We start from the raw sequence: 24289 nt of genomic DNA, 5'->3' as shown, positions 1-24289 counted from the left end.
GCCCTTATTTGCCCTCAGGTATTTCCGGAACGACCTCATCAATATAATAAATATTGGGGCCGGTTCCCACATACGTCAGCAACTGACGACTTGGGTATTTGGCAATTAATTTGGCTACAACACTCTCCGGGTCATTGAGATCACCCGCGTGCCGTGATTTTCCCAAACAAGTTTGGACGCAGGCCGGTTTTAAGCCTTGCTCCAAGCGCTGCAAACAAAACGTACATTTATCTGCTTTGCCTGTCTCCGGATTGGCAAAACGAGCATCATAAGGACAAGCAGTAATACAATATTTGCACCCGATACATTTACTGTTTTCAACAATGACAATACCATCGGCGCGTTTTTGGGACGCTCCTGTGGGACATACCGAAACGCAGGGAGGGTGCTCACAATGCATGCAATTTCCGGGTTGAAAAACTTCTTTAACCTTGGGAAATTCACCTTGAACACCGCTGCTTTTGACCCAATTGCGTGTTTTTCCAATGGGTACGTCATTTTCTGCGCGGCACGCGACCATACAGGCATCACAGTCGATACAGCGCGAAGTGATAATGACAAATCCCATACGAACTGTCATAGTTTTCCCTCCTACGCCTTACTTACAGTTACAAACGTCTCACTCAAAGCCGAACCTCCAGAGAGTGGATCTGTAACGGTCTTGTGGAGTGCTGAATCGCTTGCTCCAAGTTTATAAGCTGATCTAAGCCCTTTGCTGACATGACCGAATCCTCCGACCATGAAAATGCAGTCCGGCCGGATTCCTTCGGTAACCTGGGCTTTAATCGTCACTTTGCCAACGTCGCTTTCCAGAATAACCTTGTCATCTGTCTTAACTCCAAGCTTAGCAGCCACTGAAGTATGCAGCCAGGCTCGGTTTTCCGAAAAGACTTCCAATAACCAACGATTGTTCTGCGTAAACATCTGGGAATGCTGCGCAGTTTTTCCCGTCAACAGATAATAGTGACCTTGCGAAGGGCGGGGCGGCTCATCCCAGGTAGGCACCGCTTTTTTGCCCATTTGCGCCATGATACTCGACGATAATTCGATTTTCCCGCTGCTGGTTTGGAATTCAAAGTCTTTGGAATAATCCTTTTGGAAATTCGGTACCACATAATGGCCTGCCTTCTCTAACTCATCTAAGCTGATCGGGTAGGGTTTAAGTTGTTTGGCCAAAAGATCTCGCTCATCCTTGTAGGGAAGAAAATCACCGAGGCCTAATTTGTCGGCCAGTTCCTTATAAATCATTAAGCTGCTTTTCGTGTCATATAAGGGCTCAATCACTGGCTGCCTGATAAAGATTTTGTCGCCGATAGGGACTAAGCCGTCATAACGTTCCAGATAACTGGATTCGGGCAAAATCACATCGGCATAATAGGCCGTATCACTGGCTTGGATATCAATAACCGCAACAAAATCCAACTTCATAAAAGCATTGATGGTTTTCTGCCGTTCCGGAATGGAGAGAATTGGATTCTGGCGGGAAATCAGCCATCCTTTGGCCTCATAAGGTTTGCCGGTCAAGATATTATCCCGCATAGTTTGAATTACACCATAGGATAGAGGTACCAGAGGATACTGCCAGGGTACACCGTCAAGCCGCATTCCCTGAGCCGGAGGAAAGGGTGGATGAGATAAAACGCCAAGCTTGGCAGTATTGATTTCCTGATCTGGAATAAGTCCCCCCGGCTTAGCCCAATTGCCGATTAAGGCATTAAGGACCGCAATTGCCCGCTCAGTCTGGAAAGAATTTTTAAAATTTGAGGTGCGCCAGTTCGGATGGGCAATAGCGGCAGGAGCAGCTGCTGCAAACTCCCGGGCAATCCTCTCTATTGTCGCTCCAGGAATCTCGCACTTTTTCTCCGCCCATTCCGGCGTATATTCCTTGACTTCCTGGACTAAATCGTCAAAACCTTGAGTATAGGTAGTGATAAAATCCTGATTGTACAATTTTTCTTGAATAATGACATTCAGGATAGCTAAAAAGAAAGCGGAATCTGTTCCCGGGCGCACCGGCAGCCACTCTGTGGCTTTCGACGCTGTTTTGCTGAAACGCGGATCAAGAACCACAACCTTAGTTCCCCTGGCAATCATCTCAATCATTTCCTGGGTTTCATTGTTGGAAATTCCTTCGGCCAGATTTCTGCCCGCAAAGATCATATACTTGCAATTTTTATAATCCGTTCCTGGTTGAGGAACACCGTAGGTATAATAAAAACCGGTGGTCATAGCATTGAAGCATAGACTCCTCTGGGTGCCATAGTTTGGGGTACCGTAAGCTTTGAGCAAGATCTCAAACAAAGGCTGGGACAGGTTGTCAGTGGAGTTGAACATCATGGCTTTGGCCCCATACTTATCCTTAATCTTTTTCATTTGACCCGCCGTATATGTCAAAGCTTCATCCCAGGAAGCTCTGCGCCACAATCCGCTTCCCCTCGCCCCCGCCCGGATAAGAGGAAATTTTATACGGTCGGGGCTGTATAATGTTTCGATCCCTGCATTTCCCCGCGGACAAAGCTTTCCCACATTATTGGGATGATCGGGATTTCCCTCCAATTTTTTTACAACACCGTTTTCAACCCGGGCAATTACGCCGCAGCGCCAGACACACTGCTCGCAGATGGTAGTTACCTTCTTAATTCCTCTACTCTCCGCAGAATCTGCCGGTATTGAAGAAGAAGACCCTGCAAAGGTTTTACCCGGTGCTAACAGTCCCAGACCGGCAGAGGCACCCAACACGGTGCCTGCTGCACCTTTAATAAACTGCCGTCGGCTGAACAACTGGTTCCATGTGAAAATTTTGGCCATAGTCGGACCTCCTTTCTTAATTACCGAGAAGATTTAGTTCATCCTCAGATCTTTGGCCTTTTTTTCGGAGACATCTTTTGCTTTCTCGGCAATTTTCGAACCCACATAGAACACGAGAGTACAGAAAACAAAGAGAGAGATAAACAGCCAATGGTTTACATGGAGCAGTTCCTCAAGGGATTGCTGCCCATAAACGCCAATAGTGGATATTTTTAAGAAGATTGACTGGTAGGTAGCCCCAAAGAGAACGCCGCCGGCAAGAAAACCTAAAACTCCAGGAATCAAATAGTCCATATTTCCCTGACCACAACCTGTGATCAAAGTACCTGGTCATGTCCCGGCTAATGCCATACCAACTCCAAAGAGAAGTCCGCCCAGGAGATTGCCGACGATATATGTCGAGGACATTTGATCCAGTTGAATAAAGCCCAGATCCTTCAAAGCATAAAGACCAACAAGCCCCACTGAAATCCCTGTCATCATAAATTTCATGATGGTGTTATCCTTAAAACGAAATTGGTTGACAATCCGATGATAATGACCTAAGCCGGCTTTTTGCAGCGCAAAGGCGAAGAAAAAACCAATAATTAAAGGGATAACATAAGTGGTCATGTTAATAATCCCTCCCATACAAAAGTTTGGTTGTGATAATCCCAGACACGAACAAGCCAACTATAAATAATAAGCCTGCCGGTGAAAGCTGCATTGTCCCTGATATGGCCAAACCGCTCGTACATCCGCCGGCAATCCCGGCAGCATATTCAATAATCATACCGCCGATAAAAATTAATGCCCACCGTTTCAACTTGCTGGGCCCGTAATTTTGGGTCCACAACTGATCAGGCATCATGCGTACTTTAAAATCATGAGACCATAAACTTGAGACAAGAGCGCCAAGTAGCATGCCAATAAACAGGATAATTTGAAAACTTAGTACGGGAGGCATCTGAAATTTAAAATACATCGAGTTTGCTAAGTTAGAATGAAACGTCTTTAAAAGCATACTGTCGATGCTTTCGAGGCCTCCGGAAGAACCGATCGTCTTGTCAACCAGAACATAGGAGGCTATGGCAGTTACTCCCAAAAGAAAGCCCGCGGCCCATGGAGACCATGTTTTTTCTTTCATTTTTTCAGTAAAAGACATCTATACTTCCCCCTTTCCCCTATCCTTCTCTTTCTCAGCCTCGATTAAGGAAATCAATTGTTTCAGATCTTTTTCATCCATCCTTTGCAGCTGAGTCAGGATATTCTCTGGCACTTGAGATAAGAATAGCAAGGTTTGCCGCCCATTGGGACGTTCTAAAATGGTTTTCAGCAGCAAAACTGTCTCCATATCCCCGGCAAGCAATTGCCTAAATACGTCTTGAACTTCCGACGGCAGGGTATTAAAGGGAACATTTCTCTGCCTTCCTTTAAGGTAAGCCCATGGCCAGAGACCTTTTTTCCATTTCCAAAGCAAAATCGCCAAAACTAAAAGAATCAGAATATCGGCAGCGATGATAGACCAAGTAAGCCAGGATAGTTTGCCATTATTACTAAAGTCAAGAACATCAAAGTTCGGGTTAGAACTCGGCGGAACTTGAGTTGCTGCCGGCGAAGGAGCGACTGATCCCGTCTCTGCGGAAGGAGCTGTCCCTGCAGCAGAGGAGCTTCCTTTTGAGTTATTTCCTGAAGCATTGGACGTTGTTGCTGATCCTCCGTATTTGGCAACTCGTGCCGCAGTATCCGTTGGATGACACGAGACACAAGTTTGATCCGGCTGAGCTAGAGGTTTAGCAATGATCCCCGCATGAGCTTTTGTCTTATCAGTTTCCGTTGCCACACCCAAGTGACAAGCCTGACAGAAATCTCCAAAGGAGTGCTGTGTATGCCAATCTCCCTTTTTGGAAACAGGATCGGCTCCTTGAACCTCGTGACACGTTTTACAGGAAGACGTTGATGCCCCACAGGCTGCTTGAGCGTCTTTGGGAGTAGACAGTCCTGAATAGCCAACGAAAACTATTCCAACAATCCCGAAGATTAAGGCAATAATAGACATTTTTAACCGTTTCACGTTTACTCCTCACCCCATTTCAAATTATCAAATAGTTTAGCTATCCGCATATCCTCTTTTTGATCACCTCCAAGGTTACAGATTCATTTTAGTTTGCCAACACAATTAACTCTTTTGATCATCGAATTGAAATATGTAATACTATTTTAGATAAATCGTCTAGCGATTAATTGCTGGCTATGGTAATATAATCACAAGCTTCCTTTGTCCTACCCCCTGGGGAGGGGGTGTGTGATTACTTATAGCATACAATGAAAATCTCGCAGGGTCAATATAGAAAAACAATACCCCTATGTCGTATACTGTAATATTCTGCCTAAAGAGGAGAGGTGCTCCATGGAGGATTTAACCTTATTAGAAAAAAAGATTTTAATCCGACGTTTAGAAACTTTGTCCAAAGAACTTGAAGAATTGGAAGAAGAGAGAGACTATGTTTTAAAACAAACTGGGCTTCATCTTCCCGGCCATACTGTCAAAAAATACGAAGCCGAATTATCAATCCTAAAAAATTCTCTTGTCCTTATTCAGAAGGAATTAGCTCGACGCGAATAAAAATAGCTCGGCGAATGCCGGGCTATGAGTAATATAGTTTTATCCAATCGTAAGACTCCCACTTCTACAAGTGCGAGTGGTTCCCATACCTTGCTTCGGGGGAAGATTCCATCCTTTAGCGCGATAGAATTTGTTATGGCCTAGGCACTTTCGTCACCGAAGCCCCGATGTTCAGCTGCCATGCATTATAAAGTTAAAAAAACGACATTACAGTCGTTTTTTCAGCCATTATCCTTTATATTACACTCCTCACCGGCTCGACAACTCTTCAGAAGAGCACAAGAATTACACATTTCGGCTTTGTCACTTGCAACGAGGCAATACGTGTTTTTTATTTTCCAACAAGCTTTTGATTCATTAACCGGAACGGGACTGCTCTGATAAGCGCCCCCTTTACAATTGCGATTATACCAGCATGAATACATAGAAATTATGTGTCTGACGCCAGCGATGTTCAGCCCTTTTTGATCTGTTAAATATTTAATAAATTGCAGTCTCTTAATGTCATTGTTTGAATATCTTCGTTGTCTTCCTTTTCTTTCCGGATGGATAAGGTTATTTCGTTCCCAAACTCTTAGAGTCTCCGGATGTTCTTCAATTAACTCCGCAACCGTGCCAATCGTATACAATCCTTGATCCTCATCAAGCATTTTTGTCACTTCCAAATTGCATAAAAACTTCGCTATATAATCTTAGTATCCAGATCTTAGGTATCCAGTTTTTCATATTGAATATAGTAAATTCCCCGTTTAAGAAGATAGTCTTGAATTGTTTTTCTCAGAGTATTTATGACAAGGTCTAAACAAGAATGTTTCACCTCATCGGACCATTCTAAGGCTTCCATAAGATCTTGTTTACTTAACCTTAACGCCTCTGCCAAATGTTTTTCTTTGGCCAAAACGGTGGCCATACTACAACAGGCTAGAGTCTCTTCATCTCCCTCGACCCAAAAACTGATACTTTTTATAATACCAAATTCAACCTTAATATAAATTGTACAAACATCCCCGCTTTGTGGATCTTTTACTGTTCCTTCACCATCCGAATTCGTCATTTTTCCTTGATTAATAGGATTCCTTATTAGTTCGGTAACCTTCTGTGAATACATCGTCTCACCACCATTTATGAATATGATCACATTATATGGCATCATTGAATTCTTTTCAATAAATTTATTGAAATTTAATATACGTTCAGTTATTATATTCCTCAAAGATACTTTACAGAAACTTCGTAAAAGAGTGTGAAACAAATGATTGAATTAGAAATCCCTGGCAAAGGGATCGTCGTCTTAGAAGTATTGGTCTTAGATTATAACGGTACTTTGGCCTTAGATGGCAACATGTTAGAATCGGCCAGAGAACATCTGCGGCATCTAGCTCACTTAATGGACATTCATATTCTAACGTCTGATACCTTCGGAACCGTGAAACGTCAGTGCCAGGACTTACCCGTCCAAGTAAATGTCTTAACAAGCTCGAACCATACCAGAGAAAAGGCAGACTACTTATTGAATTTCAATCCAGATCATGTTGTTGCCGTCGGAAACGGTGCAAATGATCAGTTAATGCTTGAAAGAGCCTATTTGGGGATTGGCGTAATTGGCTTTGAAGGGGCTTGTACATCTGCTTTATTGGCCTCCGACATTATTGTCAAGGATATTGAAGACGCCTTTGGGTTGCTCTTAAAACCTCAACGCCTGAAAGCTACTCTCAGACAATAATTTTTTTCAGCTTATAAAGAACACTGAACTGACGCACGAAGAGACAGTCTTCTCACGTATTGACCTCTGGTGAAATAAAACAAAGGCCAAGGCTTGTCCTGAGGGTAAGCCTTGGCCTTTTTATCCAGTTTTTAAGACCCCCACTTCTATAAGTGGGGGTGTGGGGTCCTTCGTAAACTTCAGGTGGGGTAGAGTCCTCCTTCGCCGCTAAGTATTCCTATTGGGAAAGGCGGCTCGGCAAATAATGTCCACTGGACATTATTGTATCTGAAGCCCCGATGTTCAGCTTTAGCGTAAGCGAGTTCACTCATATTAGGCTAACTTTTCACCACTATGGTTTTTGATTTCTTCAGCTAAGCGTTTCGCTATTTGGTCAAACACAGGTGATTGATAATCTTCAACCTTACCGGCATCCGATAATTGTGCTAAAGTGGGATCCAGAGGAAGCTCACCTAAAAATGGAATATTCGTTCGTTCAGCTTCATCCTTACCTTGAGGCTTCCCAAAAACCTCCATGCGATGATTACAATCTGAACATTGTACATAGGCCATATTTTCGATCAAGCCGTAAATGGGAGGTTTATAGTTTCGCACCATTTTAATGGCTTTGCGAACTACCATATTTGCTAATGATTGAGGACTTGTTACCATAACAACCCCATCGACAGGTAATGATTGGAAGACTGTAATAGGAACATCTCCGGTACCCGGAGGCAAATCAATCAAGAGGTAATCCAAGTCGCCCCAGACAACTTCAGTATAAAACTGATTAACAATTTGAGTGATGAGTGGTCCTCTTAAAATAACAGGATCATCTTCTGTTTCTATCATAAGATTCAGCGACATGAGTTTAATCCCACCACGGCTCTGAGGAGCAAGAATTCCTGTCTTACTTACACCTGCTCTGCCTGTAACCCCAAAAATTCTCGGGACACTTGGTCCTGTAATATCAGCATCTAAGATCCCGACTTTGTAGCCTTGACGCATTAGGCTCACAGCTAACATGCTCGTCACAGAAGATTTACCAACGCCGCCTTTGCCGCTCATAACAGCAATAATCTTGTCAATATGGCTGGCTTTTTGAGCCTCTGTCAATTTTGGTTCATTGGAACAACTATCTCCCGTACAAGTTCCTGCTGCAGAACAGCTATTACACGCTTCACTCACGGTACAGCCTCCCTTTCCTATCATAAATTACCCTGCAAATGGGTAATCCGAGTTCATCTTACTCCCCTGATTCTTGCTTTGTCAAGTTTGTCCAATATTGGCAGATCCTTAACTTAGTGGCAGGTATGATTGTGTTCGTGTTCGTGGTCATGTTGGCATACGGATCCGGTGCTTACAATTTTACCCTCCGCATAGGCTTGAGCAACATCAACAACTCTCCCTGAAGCTCCTGAGACGACTTCTAATCCTACAGCATTAAGGCCGTTGATCATTCCCCCGCCGATCCCGCCACAAACGAGAACTTCTACTCCTTTGTTCTTAAACATATTGGCAAGTCCCTCATGCTGGTGCTGAAGACCTGTTGCGCTGAGTTTTTCAACCAGGCGTGCGGTTTGCCCCTCAATTTCAAAGACCGTAAACCCTGCAGCCCGTCCAAAGTGGGCGTCTAAAACCTCACCATCTGTCGGAATCGCAATCTTTTTCGCCATAAAAATAACCTCCTTTAATTATTCCCTTTTTAAGTTTCTTCACAACAATCACTGCTGCTTTTCTTTCTTAAGTGACTGCCGCAAGGACGTTTGATCCCATTGTCTAAACGCATTTTCTCCAGGTTGCCACACTTCGGGCAGACTATTTCATAGCCATGCTTACCACCCGCAGAACAAGGTTTTTCCTCCCAGATATGTTGACAATGAAGACACTCGAAAACCCTATTTTTTACAGTATAATTACCCCCTTGAATAATGATGGGCCTGCCTTCTAACAAGGCAGTGGCAATTTTCTCTCTAGCTGCTCCAAGGATTCGCTGAAACGTAGCTCTGGAAACTCCCATAGATGCTGCACATTCAATTTGATCCAGGCCTAATTTGTCTTTGAGACGAACGGCTTCAAGTTCTTCAAGCTGGATTGATACTTCCGGCCAACGTGAATATCCTTGAGGAATAAACGTTTGGCAAGCTATTGTCTCATCAATTCGGCCGCAACAACGCCGTCTTGACATTGTATCAGCTCCTTTTGGGCATATGCTCAATTACAGTATAGCCACAATCGTTGGAATAATCAAGTATAAGAGTTTATCCCCAAAAAATAAGCCACCGGAAGTCTCAAGTTTCCGGTGGCTGCATGATTTGCTGGTGTAATTACTGATTCAATTTCATTAGGGTTTCAATGGCTTTACTTAAAACCTCTTGACGATTTTCTCCTTTATCGAGGGCATCAACCAGGCAGGAATTAGCATAATGCTGAGCAACAATCACTGATACTTTCTGGACGGCCGAACGGATAGCAACGAGCTGCAATAGTATATCCTCACAGGGTTTATCTTCTTCAATCATCCGCTCAACCCCTGAAATATGACCCCGCACCGTTTTAAGTCGAGTAATAATTTTTTTGGTATCCGTTTGGTCCACATCTTTCACGGTAGTTTCTCCTCATTTCCTTCTCGTCATGAAATCTCCTATCAGCTGCAGAAAATTATGTACGGTAAAGTTTAATATATTTTTGATAACTTTTCAAGACACGTCCCACGTAATCCCTGGTCTCTTTAAAGGGAATGTCTTCTTGCCGGACATTATTAGGATCGATCTGCCCGGATTCCATCCATTCCTGAACATGTCCTCTGCCCCCATTATAGGCGGCAATCACAAGAACAAGATTATTGTCAAAAACCTTCTCCAAGCTGGCTAGATACCAAGTTCCATACTGAATATTTTTCTCCGGCTTAATAAGATCTTCATTGGAATAACTTTTATCTCCCAGGCTTTCAGCAATTGATTGGGCAGTGCTAGGCATTAGCTGCATTAAGCCTACAGCACCTTTATGAGATTGGGATTGAGGAAGAAACTTACTTTCCTCCCTAATAATAGCAACTACGAGCAAAGGATCAACACCATATTCGGCTGCATATTTTTCCACAATTTTTTGATTAGGGTAGGGATAAAGAATTCTTTCAAACGACGGTATGTTCAATAGGCCAAAGCCTATAAGGATTACGACTATTAAGACCAGAAGAAGCCTTTTGCTTGCTCTGATCCTTTCCTTCATTTTAAGCATCGCATCTCCTCATCTCGATTAGGACTGTTACATGAATATATCCTAGTTTCCTCTTAAATATGTTTCTTTTATTTCTTTCCAAGCTTCTCTTAGTTGTTCTATCGTTGCCTGGATAGTTCCAGAATTATCAATGACAACATGGGCTCGCCGGCGTTTTTCATCTAACGATCCCTGGGCAGAAATTCGGGCTTCTGCTTCACCAAGGCTTAAATTGTCTCGCTTAAGCACACGTTGAAGCTGTATATCTCGAGGTACCCAGACAACCCAAATTTGATCAACATATTGTTCAAATCCTGTTTCAAAAAGCAAAGGAACGTCCCACACACAAACCTTTGCGCCCGAATTTTCCAGATTTTCTCGTTCATTCTTCATAGTTGCAAGTACTCGAGGATGAATAAGTTCTTCAAGAGCGTTTCGGGCTTGTTTGTCATCAAATACCAATTTTCCCAGTTTCCTGCGCTCAATTTCCCCTTGGTTCCCCGTGATTTCAGGGCCAAACGTTTCTACTAGCTTCGAAATTAAGTTAACATCCGATTCTAACAAACGGTGTACGGTTTTATCCGCGTCAACTATCGAAACCCCCTGGGTTTCAAACCACTGAGAAACTGTTGACTTTCCGCTGCCAATACCACCAGTCAAGCCGATTGTTAACAAAAAAGCTCACCTCAAATCAATTTGCCCAATCCGACTAGGATTAAAACAGTCCCCGGCAAAAATTCTGCTTTGCTGATCCAATTCTCAGGGACTTTGCCGGCCATTTGCTGGCCTAAACATAACATAAAAATCTGGGTCAAAGCAACAACGCCAATAACAGACACTGTCATTCCTGCCATTGCGGCTCCAATACCACTGGCAAAAGCATCCATAGCCAAGGCACTTCCCAACAAAAAACTCTCTTTGAGACTGATTCCGCCTGACCCGTCCACATCAGCAATTTGCGGAGTCTTAAGTACTTGGATCACAAATCCTAAAAATTCCAATTGAAAGCGAAACTCCGGTTCTGCGGCAGGTTTTTCCTCAATAACAGCTATCGCTGGAACTGCCTCAGGCAATTGCTCATGATTACGATTGATTATTGCTCTGCCCAGCTGAAAAACTCCCAGAGCCAATAAAATCAGAGCCCCCAACATCCTTGCCGGAAAAAAGGTGAGCCAAAGTTTAACGATACTTCCAAAGAGCATCGATATACCCATAGCCAAAACAGTACACATGGCTATAACGATTAATGAACCAAACGGTATGCGAATACGGCGCAGTCCATATGCCAAACCGACCCCAAAGCCATCTAAGCTTAATGCTACAGCCATAAGTAAAGCTACTCCCATATATGTATCCCTCCACCTTGCGACTTCAGGATAATATATGGGCAGATGGGTTAATTGGTGAAATCAATCGCTCCCCGCGATCCATTCCTCCAGTACACTATCCCTATGTTTTTTCACCCTTTCATAGTCCTCATGAAGGCTCATTGCCAATTCATAATTGTTCCCGGCAGAAGCAAGTTCACCTTCTAGCCTCCCAAGTGTTTCTTCTAACTCTTCTATATCTTTCTCTAATTGTTTAAGCCGCTTTTTCTCACGCGCTAGATTACGGTTTTCTTGCTGCTCTTGAGAGCCGGACCTAACATTTTTTTCCTTCGTAACAACGAAGGAGTCTTCTTCTTGTTTTGATTCCCGATAGTTTGTATAATCACCCTCGAATATTGTCAGACCCTGAGGGGTTAATTCCGCAATCTTTTGAACCACCTTATCTAAAAAGTAACGATCATGGGAGACGACAAGGACCGTACCTTCGTATTCCTGCAACGCTTCTTCCAACAAACCTCGAGTGTCCATATCCAAGTGATTTGTTGGTTCGTCCAGCAACAACAAATTTCCCTGTTCCAGGAATAATTTACATAAGGCCAAGCGGCTTTTTTCACCTCCGCTTAGTACAGCTGCAAGCTTAAAAACATCGTCGTTTCTAAAGCCATACCGAGCCAGAAGATTTCTAATTTCCGGGTCCTTTAAATTTGAGACAGTACGGATTTCGTCCATTACAGTCCCAGCGTTGCCTAAGTTCTCATGTTCTTGAGAATAGTAGGCTACTTTAACATTAGCCCCTAACCGAATAGTTCCTTGGCAGGGAATTTGGCGCAGAATTCCTTTTAAAAGTGTAGTTTTTCCCACCCCATTTTTACCCAATAAAGCGACTTTGTCCCCGCGCCGGAGGTCCAATTGAACATGCTGAAACAAAGTTCTATTCTCAAAGTTAATCGTAACATCTTCCAAAAGCAATACTCGATCCCCGCTGCGGCCTGCATTTCCTAGGGAAATTGAAAGCTTATGGTCAGAGTGCTCTACAGCGATAGGCTTTAGCTTATTCAGCTGACTTTCCCGTCCGCGGGCTTGCTTTGAATTAACTCCTGCTTTATTTCTGCGGACATATTCTTCAAGTTTGGCAATCTTTTTTTCCAACCGTTCTGCTTCGCGACCGATCGTTTTGCTTTCTATGGCACGCTGCAGTTCAAATTCGGAATAATTCCCAGTGTAACTTTTTAATTTACCATTTTCCAGGCAAAAGACCCTTGAGACAGTACGATCCAAAAAATACCGATCATGGGAAACGATAAGAAGGGCCCCTGGATAATCCCGCAAGTACCCTTCCAACCATTCTAAAGCCGCAACATCCAGATGATTTGTAGGTTCATCTAAGATCAAGAGTTCCGGAGAGCGAAGTAAGAGTTTAGACAAAGCTAATCTCGTTTTCTGACCTCCGCTCAAGGACTGAACGAGGGTATTAGCTTCACCTTCAAGACCCAGTCCGGCCAAAATCCTCCGAATTAAAGCTTCTAAAGCATATCCGCCCTGACGTTCAAAACGTTCCGTCAACATGGCGTATTGTTCCATGATTTTATCACTAGGGGTATGCGCCATTTTCTGTTCTAAATCCCGGAGTTGTTTCTGCATTTCCAGCAAATCAGCTCTTTCTTGGAGCATACACTGAAATACGTTCCCTTCTTCCTCGATAATGGGTATTTGCGGAAGGTAGCCATATGTGCCAAAAATTTGAGTCTCGCCGCTTTCGAGACGAACTTCTCCTAAACACGCTCTAATCAACGTCGTTTTTCCTGCACCATTAGGGCCTACTAAAGCCGCCTTTTCTCCATTTTCCAGCGCAAAACTCACCTGTCTAAACAACGGATCTCCAGAAACATCAACACCGCAATCCCGGCAAAACAAAATACTCATTTCTTATATTGGCCCCTTTATTCACTCACTCACTGCAGCCTTGCATGATTCAAACTTTTGTAAGTCCTCTTTCCTTGTAGGACTATGCTTTCAAAAAGAGTAACCTCTTCAACTGTAAATTCAACCAGTTTTTTGATCATCAAGCTGCTTAAGTCGATTTGCTTAAGGTTTGGGCGAGATGCTAAGGTGATATGCGGTTTGAATTTTTTACTTTCCAACGTAAAGCTTTTGTTTACGAGTAAAGCATGTATCCCCTCCCGCAATTGGTTCAATTCCGTCAAGTTTCCGCCCACACCGGTCCACAGAGTGTGTGGCCGTTTATATGAGGGAAAGACGCCCAAACCTCCAATATCTATTTTAAATGGCTTACGGTTCTCAGCGGCTAAAGACATACTTTCGATAATGATCGGTACTACTTCAGGATCAAGTTCCCCTAAAAATTCCAAGGTAATGTGAAAATTATCTGCCGATTTCCAGGAACCATTGACTCCCAGTCCTCGTAGTTCTGATTGAAACGAGAGCAGGAAGTGTTTTAGTTCAGCCGGGATATCAATACCAATAAATAATCTCATTACAGTTCTCCTAATCGTCATGCCCGGTCAGTAAAAAACCTGCGTGATTTTAAGTTTCAGCGTCTATTTCAAGGGTACTTGCAGCTTCACGTTCACTCAGAGTAAAAACTTCAAGATTGGGCAAATCATCGATTGAATGCAAACCAAAATGCAGGAGGAACTGTTCCGTGGTTCCATAAAGAATAGGACGTCCCGGACCATCTTTACGTCCAACTTCTTTGACTAGGCCTTTCTCAACTAACGTATTCAAGGCTCGATCGGACTGAACCCCTCGAATGAAATCGACTTCTCCGCGAGTAACGGGTTGTTTGTAGGCAATAATCGAGAGAACTTCCAAGGCCGCATTCGATAAGGTTTGAGCCGGTTGTTTATATAGGGTTTCTATATAGCGGGCAACTTCCGGTTTCGTTGCCAATTTAAATCCTCCATCAATTTCTAAGAGCATTAAACCGCACGCCTCAGCAGAATAACGGTTTCGCAGTTCATTCAGCAGTTCCTCAATCTTTGAATGATCTAACTCAAGAATTTCTTCCAGCAGATCAAAGGTCAGCGGATTTTTAGCAACAAATAATAAGGCCTCTAAGGCAGCCGTTTCCGGTTCCCGAAACAGCATTTTATCTACTCCTCTTCTATGAATTCCCATGCCTTTTCTGTCGGGAATAACATAATATCGCTGAGGACCGCGGATTGTTCAGCACGAACTTTACCCGCTTTCAACAGTTCCAGTAATGCAAGAAAAGAAACAACAATTTCCATGCGCGATCCGCTGCGCAATAAGTGAGTGAAACGCAGGCCCTTGGGGTGGAGAAGCACTCGCCGCATTACATCAGCAAGCATAACACCGATAGCAATTTCATCCGGCTCAACTTCCCGAATTTCTTCCCCTTTTTCAGCTCGCTCAATAACTTTACAAAAGGCCCGCCAAAGATCCTCGAAGCAAATCCCTTTGAGCGGATCCTCCGGCTGGACGTCTACTAATAATTCCTCCACATCAATTTCTCGATCAAAGGAACGTCCTGAAGCGATTTCGATTTTTTCCAGCATCTGGGCTGCCTGCTTATACGTTCTGTATGCCACAAGCCTTTCAGCCAATTCTTGGCGCAGGTCTTCCTCTTCAGCTTGATCTTGTCCATTCTTTGCAGGTTTTGGCAAAAGTTCCCTTGACTTCATAAAGAGCAACTGAGCTGCCAGAACAAGGAACTCAGTTGTTACTTCCATATCTAAAGACTCCATTTCTCGGACTGCTTCGACAAACTGATCGGCAATGCGAGCAATAGGTATATCATAGATATCTACTTTTTCCTGCTGAATTAAGGTCAGGAGCAGATCCAAGGGACCGTGATAAACGGGCAATTCTATTTGAGGACCGTTCTTACCACTTTCCATTTACAGCCCCATGGCACTTCGAACTTCTTTCATCGTCACCGCAGCCGCTTCATGAGCACGCAATGCGCCTTCTTCCAAGACCTTTTCCACCCGGCCCGGTTCCTCCCAATAGACACGACGCTCTCTAAAGGGGCTTAGTAACTTCTCCAAATTCTCAGCTAAAAGACGTTTGCAAGCTACACATCCAATTTTTCCTGCCCGGCAATTTTCTTCAACCTCCGCCACTTCCGGCGTGTAAATCTGATGAAATTTATCCACGATACATACATCCGGGTGACCAGGGTCATCTTTGCGAAGGCGTGCCGGGTCTGTAATCATTTGCTGAACTCGCGTCTTAATCTCTTCAGGAGAAGCTGTGAGGGAAATAGCATTATGGTAGCTCTTACTCATCTTACGGCCGTCCACACCTGGCAATAAGGGAACTTTGCCCACAAGAGCTTTCGGCTCCGGAAATACTGAACCATAAAGGTAATTAAACCGGCGAGCGATCTCCCGGCAAAGCTCAACATGAGGGAGCTGATCTTCCCCAACGGGCACAACACTTGCTTTGTAAACTAAGATGTCTGCTGCCATTAAAAGAGGGTAGCCTAAGAATCCATAGGTCCCCAAATCTTTTCCTTGCATACTTAATTGTTGAATTTGATCTTTGTAGGTAGGGACACGCTCCAACCATGATAGAGGAGTGAACATCGATAAAAGCAAATGAAGCTCTGAGTGTTCTTTGACCTCAGACTGAATAAAAACGGCACTTTTCTCAGGATTAATACCTACGCTGAGCCAATCCAGAGCAATGTCGCGGCGAAGGCGAGTGAAGTCTAATTTATCTTCATACCCCGAAGTCAAAGCATGCAGATCAACAACAGAAAAATAACAATCATAATCTTCCTGCAGGGAAACCCAGTTTTGGATGACACTTAAGTGCCCAATATGCAACGCCCCTGTCGGACGCATTCCACTCAATATTCTTCCTTTCATACATTACACTCCTTTAGTAATCTCCGTTAGCTTATGAATCGATTAAACCAACCATAACTGGCCAAAAATAGGGGTTAAGATCATGGTGATAATCGTTTGGTATATTAAAACAATTCCATTCATTGCCGGGTATAAAGCAATATTCAATGCATCTGTAAATAAAAGTATTACCAAAATAATCAAGCCATATTGTTCAAGTAAATAGAGGTATCGAGCCAGCCGTTCCGGTAAGATACCGGTAAGAATTGAAAATCCGTCAAGCGGAGGTATTGGCAAGAGATTGAAGATGCCCAGGCCCAAGTTCATAAAGACAATGGATTTAAACACCATTTGAATAACATAGCTCCATTCTGAGCCATGAAGCCAGTGCATGCAAATATACCAGGCCAACAAGGTAAGAAAGGCAATAATCAAATTCGCAGCCGGCCCCGCTAAGGCAACTAACATTCTTCCCCGGCGTTTATTGCCTTTAAAATAATGAGGATTGATCATAACCGGTTTAGCCCAGCCAAATTGGTATAAAAGGGCCATCAAGGTTCCGAACAGATCAAGATGTACCAGCGGATTCATAGTTAACCGCCCTTGGCTCTGAGGTGTGGGATCGCCAAGACGGTCTGCCACCCAGGCATGAGCATACTCATGAAAAGCAAACCCAATCATTAAGGCCGGAATATTGGCTATGATTGTTGTTATATCAAATCCAAACAAAGAATTACCTCCTCTAGCGTTGGGATTCAATCCACCGTTGAACGATTTCCTGTTCTTCTTCAGGCGAATGAATTTGACCTTCCAGCCAAGCTGTTCGCACCCGTTCTAAAATTTTCCCAATTTCCGGTCCTTCTTTGAACCCCATCTGTAAGAGAGCCTTTCCGTCAAGGGTCATGCGAATCCGATGTTCTGCTTCCTGATAGTCCTTAAGCGATCGATGAAAGCGCTCATCACGTTCTAAAACAGTAATAACCCCGTTAGGAACTTTGCTCAATACTTGATCTAATTCCCTTAAGGATAGTGTCTCCTGCAGTTTCCTTTGCAAATGAACAAGAATCTGTGATTCTTCACGCAGCGTTTTGCTCAGGCTCAAGCGACATATTATTTTCTCAATATCCTCAGGCCTCATTTTAGAAATGCCGCTTAACCATCTTATGGTTATGGACCAGTTAAGACTCTCCTGCACATCATCATTATTAAAATTCCAACTATAGTCTTCTCCAAACCATGCTTGAAACAAACCGCTTCGTATGAGCGTCTGACACATTGACAGATAGTTATCTTCGCGAAAGATAATAAACAGTTCTTCCGTAAACCGCTCTACGCTGAGCTTTAAAAGAACTCCCGTCTCAATGGCCGTAAATAAAGCTTCCAAAGTTTCTTTGGCTAATTTAAAGTTATATCGTCGGGCAAAACGAATGGCTCGCAGCATTCGAGTAGGATCCTCAATAAAACTCAAATTGTGTAAAAAACGAATTTTTCCTTGTTGTAAGTCCCGCTTACCGCCATAATAGTCAACGAGTTCTCCAAAACGTTCAGAATTTAAGCAGATCGCCATGGAGTTGATTGTAAAATCACGCCGAAATAAATCATCACGCAAGCAGGACTCTTCCACTTGAGGAAGGGCACCAGGAAAAGAGTAGTACTCTACTCGCGTACTTGCCACATCTAAATGACTCCCGTTAGGAAAGGAAATTTGAGCTGTACCAAATTGCACGTGCTGAGTTAGTTTTCCTTCCGGCAAACGTTTTATTAAAGCTTGAGCAAATTGACCTCCGTTGCCCTCAACGACAAAGTCTAAATCCTGAGTAGGAACCGATAACTGTAAATCTCTGACAAACCCTCCCACAAGATAAACAGAACATTCTTCTTCTTGAGCTGTATCCCGCACAGCTTCAAGGATTTCTTGCACATTAACGGGCAATCGTCCTATCAAATCTAAGATGTCCTGACGCATAGCAATGCTGCGTTCGCGAACAAGTTGTGTTTCAAAGGGAACTGCCCCGCCATGCACTAAACGCAGTACATCGGATCTGGAAACGATACCGACCAATTCACCGTCTTCAACAACCGGCAGCCGCCCAATATCGTGCTGCACCATCACTCTTTGAACTTCATCTAAAGTTGCATTTGAATCCACAGTCACAACATTTCTCGTCATAAATCCTTTAACAGGCGCATGTTGAAGTCCATGCCTGACAGCTTTTTCTACGTCACGCCGCGAAATGATTCCCACCAAGCTCTTATCCTCAGTCACAGGAACTCCTGTATGACCATAACGCAGAAGAATCTTTTCAACCTCACCTAAACGAGTCTCCTGAGAAACCGTTTTAACCGGATAACTCATCATGTCTCGTACTAAATGAGGACGAGTTGCGCGGCTTTTTATGGCTAAGCGCAGTTTTTTTAGAATTGACTCAAGATCGCCGTCCTTAATGGTTGCAGAAGCAGCTCTTTCATGTCCTGCTCCCCCAAATACCTTTACCAAACGGTTGACCGGCAGTCCTCTTCCTCTGGAACGGCCAACAATATAGACCCTCTCATCCATTCTAACCAACAAAAACCAAGTATCTGCGCCTTCAAGTTCTCCCACCCGATGAGCCAACAAGGCAAGTCCTCCAACATATTCTTCCGTTTCAGCATAGGCAAGATAAACAGGCAAGCCTTCAAAAAATTCTGTCTGTCCGTGATCAAGCAATTGCTGAAGAAGCTCTTTTTGTTCTTCAGTAAGAGGTTTACGCAGATATTCGGCGATAACCCCTAGATTTGCGCCTTGTTCCAGCAAATAGGCTACAGCACGAACGTCACGTACCGTCGTACTATCAAATAATAAGCTCCCAGTATCATCGTAAATCCCAATAGCAATTAATGTCGCTTCAAAGGCACTTAATGGTAAGCCAAATCCTGCCAGTTTTTCAACCAGCAATGTTGCACATGATCCGACATGATCAATAAACATCCCGGGCTTTATGGGGCCATTGTAAGGATGATGATCATAAATTTCCACTTCGATACCTGGAGTTTGAGATATTTTCTCACCGAGCATACCGGCTCTCTTTAATTCATGGGTATCCACCAGAACAACCTTAGAAACGTCGTTTATGTCGACCTCCGATGATTTAAGAAACCTCAGCTGATCCTTGGATAACGCTAAAAAGTCCTGAACATAAACGTTTGGCTTTCCGTCCAGAACCAAAACACTGCTTGGATATAGCTTTTGAGCGGCTACCATTGATGCTAAAGCATCAAAATCGATTTGACGATGAGCCAAAATGATATCCATATCGACACCCTAAATTCTTTATTTTTGAGTTTCATTGTTAAATTATATCATCTATAGACCAGGGACAGCAACTTGTTGCTTAATTCATAAGCTTAAGCCGCAATGGCAGCAATAGAATATAAAAACTCCGCAGCCATAAGGAATGCGGAGTTTTTATTAATGCATGGTATTATAAATTTCCTTAAATACTGTTATTAATTTCTTCAGTGGCTTTCTCAATTTCTTCAGCAGAAAGACCGTCTTTACCTAAATGGAATTTTATCGCATCAGCCCAGAAAGCACATTTAGCACTAATTTTTTTATAAGCTTTCGCATTTGATTTATTTGTTTTAGTCCTTGCATCTGAATTAGACTGAACTATAGAACAAATATAAAGTGCTTTAAGGCGATTATCCTTGTCCATGTCGTTAAAGGTTTGGTTAAGTTCGGCGATCAAATTTCGATAATACTCCGTAAATTCTTCAAAGGATATTTCTGTATCCATGTGTAAATATTCTTTCAACTTATCAAATAGCTTCTCCAATATCCACCCTCCAAATTATTCGCCTTCTAATAACTTAAATAGTATATCTCCATTTAGCGAAAATCACAAGATTTTCCTTAGTCAGCGGAGAGTCATCATTAATGATTCACCTTTTCCTAAGCTTTCAATAATCAATCCCTAAAACATTAAAGGAGATGTTACAAATACTTCTTTGCAACATCTCTTCTTATTTAAAAAATACTGAGGATGTCTTTCCTTCTGTCAATAATCGTCGGACAACAGCCTGGGATCTCTGGGGATCAACTTTCCAATAGCTAATTCCATCTTCTGTTAAGAAGTCTCCCGGTAATGTCTGCGAAGATATTTTGGGGGTTCCGGTACGGAGTAGAACATTGGATAAGGCCCATATTTTGCTGATGGAGAGATTGGTCTCCACTGATTTCATCAGTTGAGGGATTAACTGAGGTAACTTGGGAATCGTCTGAACTTGAAAGAATTCCTTCCCTAACGCTTTCAAGACAGCCTGTTGACGCGAGGTCCTGGAAATATCGGCTAAAGCATCCTGACGAAACCTGGCATATTGTAAAGCCTGGTTCCCATTTAAACGCTGAATCCCCTTCTTGAGATTAATAAGTCCATCTGTTTTGTCTCCAGTTACATAATACATATCCTTTTCAACATTTACCGTGATGCCTCCCAAAGTATTTATGATTTCCTTAAATCCCGCGAAATTCGTCAGCACATAACCATCAATTCTTTGGCCAATTAACTGCTCAATGATTTCTGACGTTGTCTTAAGTCCATTGCCGATTCGAGCTGCGGCGTTGATCTTATTCATACCGTACCCCGGGATAACGACTTGGGTATCGCGAGGTATCGAAACGAGAGCAACTTTCCCGCTCTGGATATCGACGCTGGCAACAATAAGAGTATCCGTATTACTTAACGATTTTTCATTAGGGCGGCGATCCAATCCCACTAAAAGGATCGTCATCCGATTATCGGTTAGAGAGGAGGATACCTGAGGTGAAGAGTTTAATTCAGGGGTAAGATTAGGGCTTAAATCTGACTTAGGCTCTGAATCCGGCTGACCTTGAACGTCTTGTGAAGTGAAATCTTGATTGTTTTTTTCTAACGAGGAATTGTTTTCTTTGGGTTCTGCTGCCTGCAGAGGCCGTTGTTCATTAGAAATGTGACTAAAAATTAACGGACCTAAAACAAAACTTGCTCCGAGAACTATTCCAAACAAAAAAAGCAGGCAATATCCTTTGCAGACTCGGATTAATAATCCGAATTTGTTTCTCTGCACCCGAGTCCACCTCACAAAAACTTTATGTATTCTACTTCCTAGGATCAAACAAACTCCTTGGAAATATTCTTTATGCAAAATGTAATATTTAGCAATTTATATATTTTAATCCAGTTCACTTGGTACATCAAACAAGGTAATACATATACTGCCATTGAGAGGTGTATAGTTATGGTAATTCTAAAACGACTATTCTTAAGATCCCTTTCTTCTGCTTCAACTTCGGACGAGAATGCTTCACTGGAGATACGCGAAAATACAACATTTGAAGAAGAACCACAAGCCAATGATTATCAGCCTAAAGCATCAGGTAGTATTAGAAGTAAATTGTTACACGCTCAGTCAGCGCCTCCGGAGTTCCTCTACGAAAATGAAGCCTGGTCTCCAGAGCATGAATCGGTTCGACTTTTCCACAAAGGCGGCCATCATTTTGAAGGCCAGAATCTAAACCCTTCACAATCTCAAGAGTAAAAGAAGAGGGGTGTGACACTTCATGTCACACCCCAGCATACCTGATTAAAAACAATTACAACGGGTGAATTTATCGGAAAGGGGGAACAGAATTGAACCCTGGCAACGCCCGTATCTATGGACCTGTAACGAGAGCCCCCTTACTCTTTCATCAAAACAATCTCATCTTAAAACCTAATCACTATTTGACTCAACAAAATTATTTACCCTATTCTAATAACTTCCAACCCTCTTTCCCCCTTCCAACACCTTCACCCTCTTACTATCAATCTTATCCTTACGGGCCTCCTGTCTTAGGAAGCATACCGCCGCTGCCTTTAGGTTATCCCCCTGTTCTAGTTCCTGATAACGCTTACTCAAGGCCCGTTTCTCCCAATGGTCTGACCCTAATTTTGATTGCCATTCTTATTTTAGTTGCCCTTGATTTAACCTTAGTCCGACCTCAAAAAGGATATTAGTGATAAGGACCCGGATACGAATTAACGTACACGGATCCTTTCTTCAGTCCTAGCGGCTTGCTATAGGCAAGTGGGTTAAACGTTCGGGGAGAACATCATTTCTCAATAAATCACGATATGTTTCACGTTTCACAATCACATCACCCTTGCCGCCTTCAACCAAGACAACAGCAGGCCGGGCAAGACGATTGTAATTGGAAGACATCGAGTAATTATAAGCACCGGTACAAGATACCGCTAACAGATCACCTGATTCAACTTTGGGCAGATTAATATCCCAAATTAACATATCGCCGGACTCGCAACACTTCCCTGTAATTGAAACCTCCTCAGCTGTCTCTTCACTGGCACGATTTGCCAAGACAGCTTCATAGCGTGCTTGATAGAGAGCCGGACGCGGGTTATCCGCCATGCCCCCGTCAACAGCAACATATTTACGTATCCCGGGAATTTCTTTAATTGACCCAATCGTATAGAGGGTAGTACCCGCCGTTCCGACAATAGAACGTCCGGGTTCAATGATAATTTTAGGAATTGGAAATTGATAATCTTGACAGGCATTTTCAAGAGCATTTTGCACAGTTTTGGCATAGTCCTCAATCTGTGCAGGTTCATCACCTGAAGCGTAGTAAATTCCAAATCCTCCGCCTAAGTTCAATTCCTCCAAAAGGTACCCGGTCCGTTTGTGAATATCTGCCATGTACTGAATCATAATCTGGACTTCGTGACTAAAGGACTCCAATTCAAATATTTGCGACCCGATATGGGCATGAATTCCTTTGACAACAAGGTTGGAAGAGGATAATGCCAAATCCAAAGCCCGGTCAGCGGTTCCGTTCGCAAGGGTGAATCCAAACTTGGAATCGATTTGTCCTGTCTGAATGTATTCATGAGTATGGGCTTCAATGCCAGGGGTCACGCGCAGAAGTATGCTGACCGATTCATGCAATTCTTCGGCCAATTCGTTGAGAAGACTCATTTCATAAAAATTATCAACAACAATACGTCCAACGCCGGCCTTAATGGCCATTGCCAATTCTACAGCAGATTTGTTATTACCATGAAAATAGATACGCTCAGCAGGAAATTCTGCCTGCAGAGCAGTATGCAGTTCTCCGCCCGAGACAACATCCAGCCCTAATCCCTCTTGGTTTACGATTCGACACATAGCCAGGGTGGAAAACGCTTTAGAAGCATAAATTACCTCGGCATTTTTCATTCCTTGAATAAAGGATAGATAATATCGTCTGCATATTTCCCGAATATGGGCCTCATCCATAATATAAAGAGGTGTGCCAAATTCCTGCGCCAATGATATGGTGTCACACCCACCTATTTCCAAATGTCCCTGTTCATTAACTCGTTGAGTACCGTGCAGCCTCATATTCTCTCCTCCTATTACTTTTCCTTCTCTAGTTAATAAAATACAAACGGCAACAGAAGGAGGTCCTCTGCTGCCGTACAACTGCACGTTAACATTGACCCTCTTCTCCTGTTGGGAGTAGTTCTCCATACGATAGTCTTCATAAAACTATCATATGACAGTCCCACAGTTGTTGACTGTAGAACCAGCAACAAAAATCACGCTGCTTTTTGCGCTTCGGCGAAATCCCCTTTTCTATGGTCTCATCAGTTGCCGCAACCTTTTCCATAGTACTTATGTCATTCGCGCCTCTACCACACCTCCAAAGAGATGAGGCATATGAAATTTTTTTCAGTATACCAAACTTCTAATGGAAGGTCAAAATATTTTTACAGAAATTCTCTTGGAAATATTT

The 24289-nt window shown here is 43.1% G+C and carries 28 protein-coding genes and 1 riboswitch; of the genes, 4 read left to right on the top strand and 24 right to left on the bottom strand.

From position 1 onward, the window contains the following. Positions 1 to 4: 4 nt before the first annotated feature. The 5 genes from B5Y67_RS10910 to B5Y67_RS10890 are packed head-to-tail and all read right to left on the bottom strand — an operon-like array spanning position 5 to position 4861. On the bottom strand, positions 5 to 580 hold the full coding sequence (locus B5Y67_RS10910; RefSeq protein ID WP_088226461.1) for a 4Fe-4S dicluster domain-containing protein: 576 nt from the start codon (positions 578 to 580) through the stop codon (positions 5 to 7). An 11-nt stretch (positions 581 to 591) separates the two neighbouring features. Then, on the bottom strand, positions 592 to 2808 hold the full coding sequence (locus B5Y67_RS10905) for a molybdopterin-dependent oxidoreductase (protein ID WP_088226460.1): 2217 nt from the start codon (positions 2806 to 2808) through the stop codon (positions 592 to 594). A 33-nt stretch (positions 2809 to 2841) separates the two neighbouring features. Then, positions 2842 to 3420: a YeeE/YedE thiosulfate transporter family protein gene (locus B5Y67_RS10900; protein ID WP_170932664.1), complete on the bottom strand. Its 579-nt coding sequence runs from the start codon at positions 3418 to 3420 to the stop codon at positions 2842 to 2844. A gap of 1 nt (position 3421) precedes the next feature. Further along, positions 3422 to 3952 carry a YeeE/YedE thiosulfate transporter family protein gene (locus tag B5Y67_RS10895; RefSeq protein WP_088226459.1) on the bottom strand — a complete coding sequence of 177 codons (531 nt, stop codon included), beginning with the start codon at positions 3950 to 3952 and terminating at the stop codon, positions 3422 to 3424. Further along, the gene (locus tag B5Y67_RS10890) at positions 3953 to 4861 is read right to left on the bottom strand and encodes a cytochrome c3 family protein (protein WP_088226458.1); all 909 of its coding nucleotides are present in this window, start codon (positions 4859 to 4861) and stop codon (positions 3953 to 3955) included. A gap of 336 nt (positions 4862 to 5197) precedes the next feature. Here B5Y67_RS10890 and B5Y67_RS10885 point away from each other — a divergent pair, with 336 nt between their 5' ends. After that, positions 5198 to 5413, top strand: coding sequence for a hypothetical protein (locus tag B5Y67_RS10885; RefSeq protein ID WP_088226457.1), 216 nt, complete (start codon positions 5198 to 5200; stop codon positions 5411 to 5413). Positions 5414 to 5634: 221 nt separating this feature from the next. Here B5Y67_RS10885 and B5Y67_RS10880 read toward each other — a convergent pair whose 3' ends face one another. Both B5Y67_RS10880 and B5Y67_RS10875 read right to left on the bottom strand, forming a co-directional pair. Next, the gene (locus tag B5Y67_RS10880; protein WP_088226456.1) at positions 5635 to 6063 is read right to left on the bottom strand and encodes a MerR family transcriptional regulator; all 429 of its coding nucleotides are present in this window, start codon (positions 6061 to 6063) and stop codon (positions 5635 to 5637) included. A 56-nt stretch (positions 6064 to 6119) separates the two neighbouring features. Further along, positions 6120 to 6521, bottom strand: a complete 402-nt coding sequence (locus B5Y67_RS10875) for an iron-sulfur cluster assembly scaffold protein (protein ID WP_170932663.1) — start codon at positions 6519 to 6521, stop codon at positions 6120 to 6122. 144 nt (positions 6522 to 6665) lie between these two features. On the opposite strand from B5Y67_RS10875, the gene B5Y67_RS10870 reads away from it, so the two are divergent. Continuing rightward, complete coding sequence (locus B5Y67_RS10870; protein ID WP_088226454.1) at positions 6666 to 7136, top strand: HAD family hydrolase; 471 nt, start codon at positions 6666 to 6668, stop codon at positions 7134 to 7136. Positions 7137 to 7448: 312 nt separating this feature from the next. Here B5Y67_RS10870 and B5Y67_RS10865 read toward each other — a convergent pair whose 3' ends face one another. From B5Y67_RS10865 to B5Y67_RS10790, 16 genes are all read right to left on the bottom strand, one after another. Then, complete coding sequence (locus B5Y67_RS10865; RefSeq protein WP_088226453.1) at positions 7449 to 8303, bottom strand: Mrp/NBP35 family ATP-binding protein; 855 nt, start codon at positions 8301 to 8303, stop codon at positions 7449 to 7451. A 113-nt stretch (positions 8304 to 8416) separates the two neighbouring features. After that, complete coding sequence (locus tag B5Y67_RS10860; RefSeq protein ID WP_088226452.1) at positions 8417 to 8791, bottom strand: NifB/NifX family molybdenum-iron cluster-binding protein; 375 nt, start codon at positions 8789 to 8791, stop codon at positions 8417 to 8419. 29 nt (positions 8792 to 8820) lie between these two features. Further along, on the bottom strand, positions 8821 to 9303 hold the full coding sequence (locus tag B5Y67_RS10855) for a DUF134 domain-containing protein (protein WP_088226451.1): 483 nt from the start codon (positions 9301 to 9303) through the stop codon (positions 8821 to 8823). Positions 9304 to 9442: 139 nt separating this feature from the next. After that, positions 9443 to 9721, bottom strand: coding sequence for a metal-sensitive transcriptional regulator (locus B5Y67_RS10850; protein ID WP_088226450.1), 279 nt, complete (start codon positions 9719 to 9721; stop codon positions 9443 to 9445). 55 nt (positions 9722 to 9776) lie between these two features. Further along, the gene (locus B5Y67_RS10845; RefSeq protein WP_088226449.1) at positions 9777 to 10355 is read right to left on the bottom strand and encodes a lytic transglycosylase domain-containing protein; all 579 of its coding nucleotides are present in this window, start codon (positions 10353 to 10355) and stop codon (positions 9777 to 9779) included. Between the two features lie 42 nt (positions 10356 to 10397). Beyond that, a complete protein-coding gene (coaE, locus tag B5Y67_RS10840; protein WP_088226448.1) occupies positions 10398 to 11009 on the bottom strand; it encodes a dephospho-CoA kinase in 612 nt (203 codons plus the stop codon). Positions 11010 to 11020: 11 nt separating this feature from the next. Then, positions 11021 to 11680: a sporulation membrane protein YtaF gene (ytaF, locus tag B5Y67_RS10835; protein ID WP_088226447.1), complete on the bottom strand. Its 660-nt coding sequence runs from the start codon at positions 11678 to 11680 to the stop codon at positions 11021 to 11023. A gap of 63 nt (positions 11681 to 11743) precedes the next feature. Beyond that, positions 11744 to 13585, bottom strand: a complete 1842-nt coding sequence (locus B5Y67_RS10830; RefSeq protein ID WP_088226446.1) for an ABC-F family ATP-binding cassette domain-containing protein — start codon at positions 13583 to 13585, stop codon at positions 11744 to 11746. 29 nt (positions 13586 to 13614) lie between these two features. After that, entirely contained in the window at positions 13615 to 14157 is a 543-nt protein-coding gene (gene thpR, locus B5Y67_RS10825; protein ID WP_088226445.1) for an RNA 2',3'-cyclic phosphodiesterase, read from the bottom strand. A gap of 49 nt (positions 14158 to 14206) precedes the next feature. Next, the gene (gene scpB, locus B5Y67_RS10820; protein WP_088226444.1) at positions 14207 to 14770 is read right to left on the bottom strand and encodes an SMC-Scp complex subunit ScpB; all 564 of its coding nucleotides are present in this window, start codon (positions 14768 to 14770) and stop codon (positions 14207 to 14209) included. 5 nt (positions 14771 to 14775) lie between these two features. Beyond that, positions 14776 to 15543 (bottom strand): segregation/condensation protein A, encoded by a 768-nt coding sequence (locus tag B5Y67_RS10815; RefSeq protein ID WP_088226443.1) that lies wholly within the window; start codon positions 15541 to 15543, stop codon positions 14776 to 14778. Then, positions 15544 to 16518 (bottom strand): tryptophan--tRNA ligase, encoded by a 975-nt coding sequence (trpS, locus tag B5Y67_RS10810; protein WP_088226442.1) that lies wholly within the window; start codon positions 16516 to 16518, stop codon positions 15544 to 15546. It abuts the gene before it with no gap. A gap of 42 nt (positions 16519 to 16560) precedes the next feature. Beyond that, complete coding sequence (locus B5Y67_RS10805; RefSeq protein ID WP_088226498.1) at positions 16561 to 17178, bottom strand: site-2 protease family protein; 618 nt, start codon at positions 17176 to 17178, stop codon at positions 16561 to 16563. Between the two features lie 61 nt (positions 17179 to 17239). Next, positions 17240 to 19789, bottom strand: a complete 2550-nt coding sequence (locus B5Y67_RS10800) for a CBS domain-containing protein (protein ID WP_088226441.1) — start codon at positions 19787 to 19789, stop codon at positions 17240 to 17242. Between the two features lie 181 nt (positions 19790 to 19970). Next, complete coding sequence (locus B5Y67_RS10795) at positions 19971 to 20312, bottom strand: hypothetical protein (protein WP_088226440.1); 342 nt, start codon at positions 20310 to 20312, stop codon at positions 19971 to 19973. Between the two features lie 187 nt (positions 20313 to 20499). Further along, positions 20500 to 21582 (bottom strand): LCP family protein, encoded by a 1083-nt coding sequence (locus B5Y67_RS10790; RefSeq protein ID WP_088226439.1) that lies wholly within the window; start codon positions 21580 to 21582, stop codon positions 20500 to 20502. A gap of 171 nt (positions 21583 to 21753) precedes the next feature. Here B5Y67_RS10790 and B5Y67_RS10785 point away from each other — a divergent pair, with 171 nt between their 5' ends. Together B5Y67_RS10785 and B5Y67_RS10780 are read left to right on the top strand one after the other, a co-directional pair. Further along, on the top strand, positions 21754 to 22053 hold the full coding sequence (locus B5Y67_RS10785; protein ID WP_140419086.1) for a hypothetical protein: 300 nt from the start codon (positions 21754 to 21756) through the stop codon (positions 22051 to 22053). A gap of 92 nt (positions 22054 to 22145) precedes the next feature. Continuing rightward, positions 22146 to 22511, top strand: coding sequence for a hypothetical protein (locus B5Y67_RS10780; protein ID WP_242975932.1), 366 nt, complete (start codon positions 22146 to 22148; stop codon positions 22509 to 22511). Positions 22512 to 22560: 49 nt separating this feature from the next. Here B5Y67_RS10780 and lysA read toward each other — a convergent pair whose 3' ends face one another. Beyond that, a complete protein-coding gene (lysA, locus tag B5Y67_RS10775; RefSeq protein WP_088226496.1) occupies positions 22561 to 23895 on the bottom strand; it encodes a diaminopimelate decarboxylase in 1335 nt (444 codons plus the stop codon). Between the two features lie 110 nt (positions 23896 to 24005). Continuing rightward, positions 24006 to 24196: riboswitch (Lysine riboswitch) on the bottom strand. Between the last annotated feature and the right edge of the window lie 93 nt (positions 24197 to 24289).

Source organism: Desulfosporosinus sp. FKB, assembly GCF_002196705.1.
GTDB lineage: Bacteria > Bacillota > Desulfitobacteriia > Desulfitobacteriales > Desulfitobacteriaceae > Desulfosporosinus.
The sequence above is the reverse complement of the archived record's forward strand: the minus strand, read 5'-3'. Positions and strand labels throughout refer to the sequence as shown.

Coding starts and splice junctions, on each gene's coding strand:
- B5Y67_RS10910 (WP_088226461.1), bottom strand. CDS start 580: ATGACAGTTCGTATGGGATTTGTCATTATCACTTCGCGCTGTATCGAC.
- B5Y67_RS10905 (WP_088226460.1), bottom strand. CDS start 2,808: ATGGCCAAAATTTTCACATGGAACCAGTTGTTCAGCCGACGGCAGTTT.
- B5Y67_RS10895 (WP_088226459.1), bottom strand. CDS start 3,952: ATGTCTTTTACTGAAAAAATGAAAGAAAAAACATGGTCTCCATGGGCC.
- B5Y67_RS10885 (WP_088226457.1), top strand. CDS start 5,198: ATGGAGGATTTAACCTTATTAGAAAAAAAGATTTTAATCCGACGTTTA.
- B5Y67_RS10880 (WP_088226456.1), bottom strand. CDS start 6,063: ATGCTTGATGAGGATCAAGGATTGTATACGATTGGCACGGTTGCGGAG.
- B5Y67_RS10875 (WP_170932663.1), bottom strand. CDS start 6,521: ATGTATTCACAGAAGGTTACCGAACTAATAAGGAATCCTATTAATCAA.
- B5Y67_RS10870 (WP_088226454.1), top strand. CDS start 6,666: ATGATTGAATTAGAAATCCCTGGCAAAGGGATCGTCGTCTTAGAAGTA.
- B5Y67_RS10860 (WP_088226452.1), bottom strand. CDS start 8,791: ATGGCGAAAAAGATTGCGATTCCGACAGATGGTGAGGTTTTAGACGCC.
- B5Y67_RS10855 (WP_088226451.1), bottom strand. CDS start 9,303: ATGTCAAGACGGCGTTGTTGCGGCCGAATTGATGAGACAATAGCTTGC.
- B5Y67_RS10845 (WP_088226449.1), bottom strand. CDS start 10,355: ATGCTTAAAATGAAGGAAAGGATCAGAGCAAGCAAAAGGCTTCTTCTG.
- ytaF (WP_088226447.1), bottom strand. CDS start 11,680: ATGGGAGTAGCTTTACTTATGGCTGTAGCATTAAGCTTAGATGGCTTT.
- B5Y67_RS10830 (WP_088226446.1), bottom strand. CDS start 13,585: ATGAGTATTTTGTTTTGCCGGGATTGCGGTGTTGATGTTTCTGGAGAT.
- thpR (WP_088226445.1), bottom strand. CDS start 14,157: ATGAGATTATTTATTGGTATTGATATCCCGGCTGAACTAAAACACTTC.
- scpB (WP_088226444.1), bottom strand. CDS start 14,770: ATGCTGTTTCGGGAACCGGAAACGGCTGCCTTAGAGGCCTTATTATTT.
- B5Y67_RS10815 (WP_088226443.1), bottom strand. CDS start 15,543: ATGGAAAGTGGTAAGAACGGTCCTCAAATAGAATTGCCCGTTTATCAC.
- trpS (WP_088226442.1), bottom strand. CDS start 16,518: ATGAAAGGAAGAATATTGAGTGGAATGCGTCCGACAGGGGCGTTGCAT.
- B5Y67_RS10805 (WP_088226498.1), bottom strand. CDS start 17,178: ATGATTGGGTTTGCTTTTCATGAGTATGCTCATGCCTGGGTGGCAGAC.
- B5Y67_RS10800 (WP_088226441.1), bottom strand. CDS start 19,789: ATGGATATCATTTTGGCTCATCGTCAAATCGATTTTGATGCTTTAGCA.
- B5Y67_RS10785 (WP_140419086.1), top strand. CDS start 21,754: ATGGTAATTCTAAAACGACTATTCTTAAGATCCCTTTCTTCTGCTTCA.
- lysA (WP_088226496.1), bottom strand. CDS start 23,895: ATGAGGCTGCACGGTACTCAACGAGTTAATGAACAGGGACATTTGGAA.